The organism is Gemmiger formicilis (assembly GCF_018784445.1).
Lineage (GTDB): Bacteria > Bacillota > Clostridia > Oscillospirales > Ruminococcaceae > Gemmiger.
On record NZ_WQOH01000019.1, the window covers coordinates 12,304 to 24,420 of the forward strand.

General features: G+C 56.1%; 15 protein-coding genes. 10 read left to right on the top strand and 5 right to left on the bottom strand.

Annotation, left to right across the window (positions count from 1 at the left end; translation table 11 throughout):
- Positions 1-11 precede the first annotated feature (11 nt).
- Both GPK89_RS07855 and GPK89_RS07860 read right to left on the bottom strand, forming a co-directional pair.
- Positions 12-947, bottom strand: coding sequence for a carbohydrate ABC transporter permease (locus GPK89_RS07855; RefSeq protein WP_252261560.1), 936 nt, complete (start codon positions 945-947; stop codon positions 12-14).
- Between the two features lie 16 nt (positions 948-963).
- A complete protein-coding gene (locus tag GPK89_RS07860; protein ID WP_215692330.1) occupies positions 964-1,989 on the bottom strand; it encodes a zinc-binding alcohol dehydrogenase family protein in 1,026 nt (341 codons plus the stop codon).
- A gap of 215 nt (positions 1,990-2,204) precedes the next feature.
- Here GPK89_RS07860 and GPK89_RS07865 point away from each other — a divergent pair, with 215 nt between their 5' ends.
- Complete coding sequence (locus GPK89_RS07865) at positions 2,205-3,170, top strand: LysR family transcriptional regulator (RefSeq protein ID WP_215692331.1); 966 nt, start codon at positions 2,205-2,207, stop codon at positions 3,168-3,170.
- A 143-nt stretch (positions 3,171-3,313) separates the two neighbouring features.
- Here GPK89_RS07865 and GPK89_RS07870 read toward each other — a convergent pair whose 3' ends face one another.
- The gene (locus GPK89_RS07870; protein ID WP_215692365.1) at positions 3,314-3,556 is read right to left on the bottom strand and encodes a hypothetical protein; all 243 of its coding nucleotides are present in this window, start codon (positions 3,554-3,556) and stop codon (positions 3,314-3,316) included.
- Between the two features lie 29 nt (positions 3,557-3,585).
- Between GPK89_RS07870 and GPK89_RS07875 the strand changes: the two genes are divergently transcribed.
- On the top strand, positions 3,586-3,789 hold the full coding sequence (locus GPK89_RS07875) for a hypothetical protein (protein ID WP_215692332.1): 204 nt from the start codon (positions 3,586-3,588) through the stop codon (positions 3,787-3,789).
- Entirely contained in the window at positions 3,773-4,117 is a 345-nt protein-coding gene (locus GPK89_RS07880) for a cupin domain-containing protein (protein WP_215692333.1), read from the top strand. Before GPK89_RS07875 ends, GPK89_RS07880 begins: the two co-directional genes overlap by 17 nt.
- A 237-nt stretch (positions 4,118-4,354) precedes the next feature.
- Here GPK89_RS07880 and eutH read toward each other — a convergent pair whose 3' ends face one another.
- Positions 4,355-5,413, bottom strand: coding sequence for an ethanolamine utilization protein EutH (gene eutH / locus GPK89_RS07885; RefSeq protein ID WP_215692334.1), 1,059 nt, complete (start codon positions 5,411-5,413; stop codon positions 4,355-4,357).
- A 5-nt stretch (positions 5,414-5,418) separates the two neighbouring features.
- On the bottom strand, positions 5,419-6,543 hold the full coding sequence (locus tag GPK89_RS07890) for an SIS domain-containing protein (protein WP_215692335.1): 1,125 nt from the start codon (positions 6,541-6,543) through the stop codon (positions 5,419-5,421).
- A gap of 210 nt (positions 6,544-6,753) precedes the next feature.
- On the opposite strand from GPK89_RS07890, the gene agaB reads away from it, so the two are divergent.
- From agaB to GPK89_RS07925, 7 genes are all read left to right on the top strand, one after another.
- Positions 6,754-7,230, top strand: a complete 477-nt coding sequence (gene agaB / locus GPK89_RS07895; protein WP_215692336.1) for a PTS galactosamine transporter subunit IIB — start codon at positions 6,754-6,756, stop codon at positions 7,228-7,230.
- Between the two features lie 69 nt (positions 7,231-7,299).
- A complete protein-coding gene (locus GPK89_RS07900) occupies positions 7,300-8,100 on the top strand; it encodes a PTS mannose/fructose/sorbose/N-acetylgalactosamine transporter subunit IIC (RefSeq protein ID WP_215692337.1) in 801 nt (266 codons plus the stop codon).
- Positions 8,090-8,875: a PTS system mannose/fructose/sorbose family transporter subunit IID gene (locus GPK89_RS07905; RefSeq protein WP_252261562.1), complete on the top strand. Its 786-nt coding sequence runs from the start codon at positions 8,090-8,092 to the stop codon at positions 8,873-8,875. Before GPK89_RS07900 ends, GPK89_RS07905 begins: the two co-directional genes overlap by 11 nt.
- A 103-nt stretch (positions 8,876-8,978) precedes the next feature.
- A complete protein-coding gene (locus GPK89_RS07910; RefSeq protein ID WP_252261564.1) occupies positions 8,979-9,983 on the top strand; it encodes an SIS domain-containing protein in 1,005 nt (334 codons plus the stop codon).
- 2 nt (positions 9,984-9,985) lie between these two features.
- Positions 9,986-10,855 (top strand): PfkB family carbohydrate kinase, encoded by an 870-nt coding sequence (locus tag GPK89_RS07915; RefSeq protein WP_215692339.1) that lies wholly within the window; start codon positions 9,986-9,988, stop codon positions 10,853-10,855.
- 20 nt (positions 10,856-10,875) lie between these two features.
- Positions 10,876-11,628 carry a GntR family transcriptional regulator gene (locus GPK89_RS07920; RefSeq protein ID WP_215692340.1) on the top strand — a complete coding sequence of 251 codons (753 nt, stop codon included), beginning with the start codon at positions 10,876-10,878 and terminating at the stop codon, positions 11,626-11,628.
- A 44-nt stretch (positions 11,629-11,672) separates the two neighbouring features.
- Positions 11,673-12,113 carry a PTS sugar transporter subunit IIA gene (locus GPK89_RS07925; protein WP_215692341.1) on the top strand — a complete coding sequence of 147 codons (441 nt, stop codon included), beginning with the start codon at positions 11,673-11,675 and terminating at the stop codon, positions 12,111-12,113.
- Positions 12,114-12,117: the final 4 nt, after the last annotated feature.

Sequence of the window (12,117 nt, forward strand, 5' to 3'; positions counted from 1 at the left end):
GGTTTGCCTCCTTAGTTGTCAGTCTGGCCCATTTTGCCAAATCGGATGTAGACGAACGCAACGACCATCATGATCAGCGTGGAGATAACTGCCAGCGCCGAGGCGTAGCCGTAATCATAGCTGCCGGTGAAGGTATTCATAATGTACAGCGCCAGCGTGGTGGTGCCGCGGTTCGGGCCGCCGTCCGTCAGGGAGACGATCAGGTCAACAGCGTTGAAGGTCCAAATCGCACGCAGCAGCGTGGTAAAGATGATGGTGTCTTTAATCATCGGCAGCGTAATGCGGAACAACGTGACCGCCGAGTTGGCACCGTCGATCTTGGCGGACTCGTACAGATCATCGGAGATACCGGACAGCGCCGACATATAGCTGATGGTGAAGAAGGGGATGCCGCGCCAGATGTTGGCAATGACGGCCGCGAGCATGGCGCTGCTGCCGTTGGAGAACCAGGAAATGTTCATTTCAATGATGCCCGCGCGGCGCAGCAGGTCATTGATGACGCCGTAGGTCTGGCCCAGCATCAGGTTCCAGATGATACCGACCATCAAACCGGCAACGGCCCAGGGCACCAGAGCCAGTGCGCGGATAACACCGCGGCCCTTGAACTTGCGGGTCAGCAGCCATGCCAGCCAGAAACCCAGCACGGTCTGGAACACGACGCTCAGAATCACGTAGACGGCGGTGTTGCCCAGCGTCTTTAAGAAGATCTGGTCTTTGGTGAAGACGGTCACAAAGTTTTCCAGGCCGATAAAGTGGCGGTCGTTGGGTTTCGTGACCTTGTAGGACTCTGTACTCATCATAAACACGTTGATGATGGGCCAGATCATAAAGCACATTACAAACGCCAGCATGGGTGCCAGCAGCAGGTACGGTGTTACCAAGCGCCGATAGTGCATCATTGAACCTTTTTTGCTCAACTGCAATTCCGCTCCGTTGTTTTTGCTCATGGCTTTCTCCTTAGTGTTATTCAGCCGCTTTCAGCACGACCTTCATCAGGTTGCCGCTGTTGTGGCGCAGGGCCTCAAAGGCCTCGCCCGCCTGGTCCAGCGGGTATTCGGCGCTGACCAGTGCCTCCACATCGACCTTGCCGCTTGCCAGGATGTCAATGACCTGCTCAAAGTCAGAGTTGTAAGCGTTGCGGCTGCCGAAAACGTTCAGTTCCTTTTTCAATAAGATAGAATGCACAAAGGTCGTCTCGCGCTTGCCGTTACCGATCAGGATGATCTTGCCGGCGAAGGCGGCCTGGTCGATGCAGGTCAGGAAGGTTTCGGGTGCGCCGCAGCACTCCACGCAGACGTCGAAACCGTCACCGTTCGTGACCTTCTGGTTCAGGTCCTTCAATGCCTCGGGGTCCTTGCCGTTGGCCACGCCGTCCGCGCCCATCTGGGTCGCTTTTTCCAGGCGGCCGTCCAGCAGGTCGGTCATGTAGACCTCGGCGCCGATGGCCTTGGCGCTGAGCATCGCAAACATACCGATAGGACCTGCGCCGACGATGAGGACTTTATCGCCCTTTTGCACATTACCGCGGGTGATGCCGTGGTGGCCGATGCAGAACGGCTCTACCAGCGCCAGCTGGCGTGCGGTCAGACCTTTGCCGGAGAAGATACGCTGAACCGGCATCGTGATGTACTCCTGGAAGGAGCCGTCGCGCTGGACGCCCATCGTTTGGTTGTCCGTACAGCAGTTTACGAAACCGCGACGGCAGGAGTAGCACTTGCCGCAGTTGAAGTAGGGGTTGCAGGTGACGATATCACCGGGCTTGAGGCCCTTGTCATTTTCGGGGATATCCACGATGCGGGCGCTGAACTCATGGCCCGGCACACGGGGGTAGGTGGTGAACGGCTGGTTTCCGGTGTAGCTTGCCAGGTCAGCGCCGCAGATACCGCAATACATAACCTGCAGCAGGGCCTCACCTACCTTGGGGGTGGGAACCTCTGCGTCCTGGCGTACACGAACCTTGAACGGCTCTTCAATCAATACCTGTTTCATATGGATTAGAACCTCCTCCACACTATTCACAGAAGTTGTTCTGCTTTGCCGATTTATTTTGTGCTTTTATCATATCAGCCTTTTTTGCGAAGTTCCAATACCAAAGCAGATATTGCCCCATAATGTCAATGTTATGGATTTTCTTGATTCTCTTTACAACGTCATTTTTTTATGTTACCATATTGTCATTCCACAAACTTTTGGGGGCTTTTTTGGTGAAAAATACCTTATCTGACCGTTTGAACTACTTAACTACCCTGGCCGAGGAGCAGAGTATTACCCGCGCGGCAGCGCGTCTGTTTATCTCCCAGCCTGCCCTGACGGCGTTTTTGAACCGCACCGAGGAGGAACTGGGCGTACGTCTGTTTGACCGCTCCACCACGCCCATCCGCATCACCAAGGCCGGGGCCTACTACCTGTCCGAGCTGGAAAAGATTTGTGTCATGCAGGACCGGCTGCACCAGGAGCTTTCGGATTTTTCCTCCCATGATCCGGAACTGCGGATCAACATCGGCATCGGGCGCAACCGCGGCAGCATCTGGCTTTCCTCTGTCATGCCGGAGTTGAACCGCCTCTACCCTGATATGCGGCTGACCATCTTTGAGGACCGCGACATCAATATGTTGGACAAGGTGCTCAACGGTGTGCTGGACATCGCCATCGTCGAGAGCTACGCCTACCATTCCTCGTTGCACTATCTGCGGCTGCCATCCGAGCAGTATATGTTCATCACCAGCTGCGAAAACCCACGGATGGCCGCCTACAGGGACGCCGTCTGCAGCCCGGAAGCGCCGCTGGATATCGACGCCGACTGGCTGGCGGACGATCTGTTCATCTGCCCCAGCGTCAAAGGCCGCATGAACCGCCAGACCCAGTGGATGTGCTCAACCTACAATTTCCAGCCCAAGCGCACGCTGTTTTTGGCCAGCGGCATGACCGCCTACCGCATGGCCGTGAGCGGCATGGGGCTGACCTTCCAGAATGCCGCCTACTCAACCTTTGTCAAGACGAAGGAGCGGCCGCTGTTTATCATGCCGGGCGGCAAGGCGACCCAGCACCACGTTTTTGCACTGTTCAAGGGTGAGCCAAGGCCCGGCCTGCAGCAAGATTTCATGCGGCTGCTGCACGACCGCATGAGCACCGCCATCTACGGCGAAGTCACCCCGATGGAGTATATGTAAGGTAAAATTTTGAACACATCCACCATCATTATATAAATTTTTCAGTAACAATTCAAAAGATTGCAAAAGAACTCCTCATTTTCAAGCCCGGGGACACCGGGTCAAAAATGGGGAGTTTTAATGATTTTTCCTTATGTCAGTGCTTATCCCGCAGGCAGAGCAACCCGGTCAGCGCCAGCATCCCGGCGTAAGGCAGGATATCGGCGGCCATACCGGCCGCCCAACCTCGCAGCGGTCAGGATGCCACTGTCCTTAAAATAGGTCACCAGCCAGCCGGTCACACTGTTTTCGGCGGCGTTCCGGCAGAAGAGCAGCGCCGTGAAGAACGCCCCCAAAAACAGGACGATACGTTCCTTCAGGGTCATATGCCGTTGGAAAAAGTTCATGCGGGGCGCTCCTTTCCGGTGAAATTTTCATGATTTTATTGCATCGCCTTGGCGAAATCTTGGCAAGACCGGTCAAAGCTTTTGCCGAAATACGCTTGCACCCTGCCACGCACCGTGCTATGATGGGGGAAAGTGCAACGCGCGAAAGGGAAATTCGTGCAGGAAAAGCTGCCCGCCGAAAAGCAGCACACCGCAAAATAAAGGAGCGAAGTATCCATGGAGAAAAAGCATGAAAATACCGTATGGGTCCCCCATGCCGAGACCCTGCCCGAGCCTGCAGGCCCCGGCGTGACCCGCCGCGTGCTGGCCTATAACAAAGGCCTGATGTGCGTGGAAAACACCTTTGAAAAAGGCGCAGTGGGTGCGCTGCACAGCCATCCCCACACCCAGATCACCTATGTCGTGTCGGGCCGTTTCCGCTTTACCATCGGCGACGAAGTGCGCGAAGTGACCGCCGGGGACACGATGCTGAAAACCGACGGCATCATCCACGGCTGCGAGGCCCTGGAGCCCGGCGTCCTGCTGGACATCTTCACCCCCATGCGGGAGGATTTCGTCTGACCACCCGCAAAAGTCAGCCAAAAAATAAAGGCCCAATCAAAACCGGGCATCTGACAGTAAAGCAGGAAATTTTCTAAGGCATCGCCTCGCTTTGTTGACGTGCGTGCCGCTGACAGGATATATCCTCCGACAAAGGGACCGCCAAGGCGGTCCCTTTGTCATTGGTGCTGCCATGGAACGATATAGGAAAACACCAACACCCCCAACGGGCTTTAGCTGCTCGTTGGGGGTGTTGATTCAGGTGGTTTTGGGTGTTGTTTTCAGGCAGAGCACTACTGCCAGCAAGCCGCTTAAAAGGCGGCCTGCCATCATCGGCAGTGCGTGTGCAGGGCTGAATTGCAGGGTAAATGCCAGAAAATCGCCGACGCTGTAAGCAGCTACCACGGCATAGGCCGTGTTCAGTGTGATGCCGCGTTCCTCCAACGTATCAAGGCTCAGCAATGTGGGGATGCAGTTGGCGGAGGTCACGACCAGACCGGTGATGGAGGCAGGCTCCAGCTGCAGCCGTGCGGCCAGCTTGGCCAGCGGTGCGGTCAACAGACGCTGCACAAAGGCGAAAAACGGCAGGATCCCGGCAAGAAACGCACCGATACTGCATATGACCGGGTAGATTTCCGCCAAGGGGGTCAACCCCTCCAGCAGCACAATACCGGTCGTTTCCTGCAAAACGGAGATGCAGAAGCCGAACAGGGTCAGACCGCGCACGGCCAGAGAGATGCCGTTGAAGATCGGACCGATCGCACTGCTGCCGGATTTGAAAAGCAGCAGCAACAGGGCTGCTACTGCCAGTACAGGCCAGGTGTTGTGCAGCAGAACTGACAGGGGGATGCCGCACAGCGCCCCGGTGAGCAGGCAGCCCACCGGCAGGACCAGAAAGCCGAGAAACAATCCGCGAACGGCGGCGGCTCGTTTGGTGCCTGTCAGCTGACCCAGCGCCAGCGGAATCGTACCGTTGATCGTGGAACCGAGAAAGGCCGCCACGATCAAACCGTTGTACAGCCCGGCAGCCGGTTCCTGTGCGATTTGTGCGGCCAGCACGGCACCGCCTGCATCGCAGCTCAAAAACAGCGAGGCAAACAGAGAAGGGTCACAGCCCACGGCGGAAAACACCGGCGTGATAACCGGGGCCAGATGGGTCCCCAGCCACGGTGCCAGCGCCATAAAGCCGGTCATAAGCAGCAGCAGATCCACAACAGCGGCAAAGCCCTGCCGGAAGGCGCTGCCTAACCCCAGCCGATCACCCAACAAGGTGTCCGCAGCACCCAGACAGAAAAATACAGCAGATATCCACGCCATCGCTCTTACGCGCGGCCCGGCGTGTCTTCACTGAAGGGGCTGTTGACATAGTTGGCGCTCTTGGAGGAAACGAACTTCTCCATCGCGCGCTGCAGCGGGTGCTTGTTCCAGCGGTCCAGGTCATTCGTCAGCTGGCAGGCGGTCATCTGGAAGAAGGGCAGCCAGCACAGCGGGGTGATTTCCTCTGGCACATCCATAGGCACATACATAACATTGTGCTCGTCCTTGTAGTCGGCGCAGCGCGTCAGCAGGAAAACATTATCCGTCACGATCTGGGTACCCTCAAAGATGCGGTGGATGCGCTCCGTGCCCTCGCCGCCGTCGATCAGAAATACGCTGTAACGGGGGGTCATCTGGATGTTGGGACCGTGGATGTACTCCTCGACCTCGTAGACGGCGGTGGGGATGCTGACGGTCTCACCGAATTTCAGCGCACCCTCGCTTGCGGTGCCAAGGTTGGCACCCACGCCGCAGACATAGGCGTTGGTCATGCCGGACAGCTGACGGTAATGCTCTTTAATAAAGGAAGGGGTCTGTGCCTGTACGGCGGCATTGATGTCTGCGGCCTTCAGCAGCTGCTGCTTGACAGCCTCGCCTTCGGCAGCGGTCTTGATGCCCAGGCGGACAGCAGCCTCCACGGCAAACAGCATAAAGAAGAGTGCCAGCGTGGTGACGCCGCGGGTGACATAGGCGACCGTTTCGCGCCCGACACCGTAGTTGGCGACAACATCGCACACCTTGCCCAGATCGCTGTTGACGTCGCCGGTCAGGCCGATGCAGCGGCGGCCCTTTGCCTCGATGACCTTGATGGCGTCCAGCGCGTTCAGGCTGTAGCCGCTTTGGCTGACAACAACGACCATATCCGTCTCGCCGAAATCATTCTCGCTGGATACAAAATGAAACGGGGTGACGATCTTGACCTCGCACTTCAGGTGGCGGCGGATAAACTGCCGTGCGCAGAGTGAGCCGTTGGAGGAAGAACCGCACGCAACGATCCAGATGTTCTTGTAGCCGCCGTTTACATACTCATCCACAAGGGGCTTTGTCAGTGCGGCGCTGTCGGCGACATTGTTGCGGATAAACTCCGGGCAGTCGGCAATGTAGTCCAGCATAGTCTTTTTGTGTTCCATAAAGCAGTCTCCTTCACATTTTGTCTAAATTTTTAACGCTCACTTTGTGTAAAACGTTAAAATCTTCGGGAAGTCCCCGAACTCTATTGACATTATACCACAATTTTGGTATATTGTCATTACAATATTACAAAGATTTTAGAAAAAATTTCTAAAAATTAAGAAAAAAATCTAAAAATCTTTGCAGCATATTACAAGGAGGAAAAACTTATGCCTGACATTTTGATGACAAGAATCGATAATCGCTTAGTACACGGGCAGGTCGGCGTGGCGTGGACCACCGCTTTACCGGGCGTCAACCTTATTGTTGTGGCAGATGATCTGGCTGCTGCCGACCCGCTGCAGCAAAGCCTGATGACCGCCACCGCGAAAAGTTCCGGCTGCGGCATCCGGTTCTTTACGCTGGACAAGACCATTGCAGTCATTCACAAGGCATCCGCCAGCCAGCACATCTTCCTGGTCGTGCGCAACCCGCAGAGCGCCCGTAAGCTGGTGGAGGGCGGCGTTCCCATTGATAAGCTGTGCATCGGCAATATGCATGTCGGCCCCGGCAAGGAAGTGACCGGCGATGTGCACGTTTATATGGATGAGAAGGATAAGGAAGACCTTCGCGCCATCCGTGCCAAGGGTGTGGATGTCTACATCCAGATCGCACCCGGCGACCACAAGCTGGACTTCGATAAGTAACCCATGGTTCCGGCTCTGCAGGCGGTCTGCAGAGCAAAAAATATATTTTATAAAGAGGAGAGAACATCTATGCAAATCACACTCGTGCAAGGTTTGCTGATTGCGCTGCTCGTTTTCATCTGCGCATTCGACAAACACATGGAAACCTTTATGTGGTTCCGCCCGCTGGTCGTAGCGTTCTTCACCGGCATCATCCTCGGTGATGTACAGCTCGGTATGCAGGCAGGTGCCGTTGCGGAGCTTTCCTACCTGGGTCTGCTGACCGTTGGCGGCACCGTGCCGCCGGATCCCCTGTTTGCCGGTCTGATGACCACCGTGCTGGCGTACACCACCGGCTGCGATGTCAACACTGCACTGGGTCTTGCGGTTCCGTTCGCGCTGATCGGCCAGTGGATCAACACCGGCACCAACACCTTCTACGCCGGCTTCCTGCCGAAGGTTGACAAATGCGCTGCCGCCGGTGACGAAAAAGGCATTGCCAAGGTAATGTATACCGGCTGGATCCTGTATGCCGCCATGTTTGCCCTTGCCGCGTTCCTGTCCACCTACGCATTGCAGAGCGGTATTTCCGCTTTTGTGGCAGCCTTCCCCCAATGGCTTGTCCACGGCTTTGAAGTTGCCGGTGGTCTGATGCCGGCTGTCGGCCTTGCCCTGCTGCTGGTCGTTATGCTCAAGAAGGAAAACGCAGCCTATCTGCTTGCTGGTTTTGTCATCATGGTCATTACCAACTGCCAGAACATCCTGCCCATTGCTGTTATTGCGGGCTGCATCGCTTATGTCAATTTCACCCGCGATCTGGAGACTGCCAAGCTGACGGCTGCATCCGCTGCAACTGCCGCCCAGGAAGGAGATTTTGAAGATGGCATCTAATAAGATTACCAAAAAAGACCTCAACGAAATGGCCGTCCGTTCTATGGCGGAGCAGTGCTGCTTCAGCTTTGAGCGTATGCAGGCCGTAGGCTTCTGCTACGGCATGACCAAGTGCTTCCGTAAGATCCACGGCGACAACAATGAGGAAATGGCCGCCGCGATGGAAAACAACCTCGACTTCATCAACACCGAGCCGCACATGGCCGCAATCCTGCAGGGCCTGATCGTCTCCATGGAGGAGGCAGGTCAGAATCGTGAGATGATCCACAGCCTGAAAACCGGTCTGTTCGGACCTTTGGCAGGTTTGGGCGACGCCATCTGGTGGTACACCGCCATGCCCATCATTGCCTCTATCTGCTGCTCTCTGGCAACGCAGAACAATGTTCTGGGCCCCATCTTCTACATCCTGTTCTGGGCACTGACCGCTATCTTCAGCCGCATCTGGTTCGTGCGTCTGGGCTACAATGCCGGTGTAAGCTCCATCAAGTTCATCGGCGATAACGCCGCTTATATCAGCAAGGCTGCCGGTATTCTGGGCGTTATGGTCGTCGGCGGACTGATCCCCAGCTATGTATCCTTTGCTTTCCCCGAAACGCTTGTCATCTCCAGCGTTTCCGTGCAGGGCATCTTTGATTCCATCATGCCCAACATTCTGCCGCTGGGCTTTGTGTTCCTGCTCTACTGGCTGTTCAAGAAGAAGAATGTCAACACCATGAAGCTGATCCTGCTGGTCATTGCTTTGTCGGTTGCACTGTCCTTCCTGGGCATCATGTAAGTTTTACTGCGGCGGCTCGCGACGGTTCAGCATTCCCCCACGAGCCGCCTTTTTTACAGACTATATTGTTATGACATAATTACAAATGGAGGCTATTGTACCTATGAGCATGGTAAATTTTGACGAAAATCAGATCATTGCCAACGGCGCCAAGATCTACGATCAGCGCGCCAAGATCGAGGCAATCGCGGATTCGATTGTGGATAACGGGTTTGACCTGCTGCTGTTCACCAGCAGCGGCGGTTCTCAGGCGATGCTGGATCCGTTCGCCTTCTACATCCGCCATATGTCCCGTCTGCCGGTCGAAAATGTACTGTCCGCCAACCTGTTGACCGGTGACTGCAACCGCATCACCGATAAGACCGTGGCGTTCCTGACCTCGAAGTCCGGCGACACCGCCGAGACCGTAAAGGCAGCCAACTGGCTGAAAGAGCAGGGCGTGCGCCTGTTTGCCGCCGTCGGCAAGGAGAACTCCACGCTGGAATCCATCTGCGATGACACCATCGTCTACGGCGAGGGCCGCCCGCAGGAGTTGGTGTTCTACCTTCTGATCGGCCGTATCCTGTACCGCAGCGGAAACTTTGATGCCTATCCCCGCTTTGCGGATGAGCTGAAAAACCTTGCCTTTGCGCTGGCACAGGTACGCAAGCAGGCAGATGCCAAGTGCCTGAAATATGCGCAGGATTACTGCAAGGAGCCGTATAACATCTGGATCGGCAGCGGCGATCTGTGGCCCACTGCGTACAGCTACAGCATGTGCGTGCTGGAGGAAAGCCAGTGGATCCGCACCAAGAGCGTTTCCAGCCCGGAATTTTTCCACGGCACGCTGGAGCTGCTGGAGGACGATGTCTGCACCACGCTGCTGCTGACCGAGGGCCCCACCCGTGCGCAGGACGAGCGCGTAAAGGAGTTTGCCGCCCGCCATACCAAAAAGCTGACCTGCTTTGATACGAAGGAGTATGCACTGCCCGGCATCAGCGATGAGTTCCGCCCGCTGCTCAGCCCCGTTGTCATGGCGGCCGTTCTGCAGCGCATCAGCAAGAACATTGAGGTCATCACGGATCATTCTCTGGATATCCGCCGCTATTACAGAAAAGAGAGCTATTGAGTATGAAACTGATTGCATTAGGGGATAACGTAATAGACTATTACCACAATACACAGGAGTGCTTCCCCGGCGGCAATGCGGTAAACGTCGCAGTTCATGCGGCGCGGCTGGGGGCACAGGCCGAGTATCTCGGCTCCCTTGGCGATGACAAGATGGCACATATTGTGGAGAAAGCACTCCGGGAAAACGGCGTGGACATCAGCCATTGCCCTGTTTTACCGGGGCGCACCACCAAGGTGTGCAGCTATGATGTGGTCAACGGGGAGCGCAGCTTTATCGAGGTGATTACCGGGGAAAGCTGGACCGGCCCGCTGCAGATCGGTGCGCAGGAGCTGGACGAGCTGAAAACCGCCGATCTGATCGTCAGCAGCTGCAACGCCAAAATGCCCGAACAGATGGCGGCTGTGCAGGCGCTGCCCGCTGTGTTCGCCTATGACTTCGGCGAAAAGGAGAAGTACCGCACCGATGCCTACTATGACGAGGTTTGCCACGGCATAGATCTGGCGATGCTTTCCTGCAAGCCGATGGACAAGGCTGCTTTTGCGGAATTGTGCGCGCCGCTGCATCGTCGCGGCGTGGTGCATGTTCTGGCCACAATGGGCGCAGCCGGGCAAATGTTGTCTGTACAAGGGAAAATTGTGGAAAAGACTACCCAAATGGTAGAGGCAAGTGATACAATGGGGGCCGGAGATTCTTTCCTTGCTGCCTTCCTCTGCTCGCTGTATACTGCGGGGTGGCAAAAGGCAAAGCCCATGCCGGAGCAGGCGCTTCTGGCTGCACTGGCTGCCGGGCAGCAGGTCTCGGCACGCAACTGTATGGCACAGGGCGGCTTTGGCTGTAAAGCGGAAATCTCCCCAGACGGCACCGAATAACAAAAAGGAGATTCCCTATCATGATCGAACTGAACGGAATACAGCTTGACAAAACCAGCGCAGTCCCACTGTACGAACAGCTGCGTAAGGCATTGCTGGAGGCTATCACCAGCGGGAAGCTGTCGGCAGGGACAAAATTGCCGACGGAGGAGGAGCTGTGCGCCCAGTTCGGCATTTCACGCCCTGTTGCACGGCAGGCTTACAATATGCTGATCGAAGACGGCTTCGTGGAACGTATGCGGGGGCGCGGCACCTTTGTGCGCAGCCCTGATACCCGCGGACGCTTTCTGAACAAGCAGCTGAGCTTTGCTGCCGAGATGGGGGTTTTGAATCTGGAGCACCGTACCGAGGTGCTGCGTGCAGAGTGGGTAAGCTATACCCCGGAGCTTTTTGCACGGCTCAAGCTCGAACGCGGGGATCGCTGCTACCATCTTGTGCGTATGCGCTACGCCAACGGAAAGCCCTTTGTTCTCGTGGAAAACTATGTGCCGGAATCTGTGTTTCCCGGTATTGATGCCTACGACATCGCCCAGCGCTCGCTGTACGATGTCTTTGAAACCGTCTATCACGAGAAGATCGTTAAATCGCGCCGTGTGCTGATGGCGCAGACCGCCAACGTCGAGTTTGCCAACCTGTTCGGCGTACACCGCGGTTCCCCCGTGCTGTATGTCGAAAACGTGGTCATGGACCAAAACGACCGTCCGATCGACCTCAGCAAAGAGTATCTGGACGGCGTTACCCAGAAATTTGAATTTGAAGTTGTCAACCAATAAGCCGGGTCTGTGCGCCCGATTTTGCTAAAGGAGTGTAGTTTGCTATGGTAGGTGTAGTTGTGACCGGGCATGGCGGCTTTGCCGCCGGTATGGCTGCCAATGTAAAAATGCTGGCAGGCAGTGATGCGGAACTAAAGGCCGTGGATTTTGCCGACGGCATGGATGTGGAAGTGTTTGAAAAGCAGCTGGCAGAGGCAATCGACAGCTATGCAGACTGCGAGGCCGTTCTGGTGCTGGCAGACATTGCCGGCGGTACGCCGTACAACCGCGCAGCGGGGCTTTCCATGACTCGCCCCAAGGTGCGTGTGATCTCCGGGCTGAACAGCAGTATGCTGATGGATCTGTGCATGCGCAACATCACCGGTGACGAATGCCCCGATGTGGATGCACTGGCCGCCGACATTATGCAGACCGGGCACGAGAACATCGGCAAGTTTGTGCTGGAGGTTCCTGCCCAGCCGCAGGAGGACGAGGACGGTATCTGAAGGG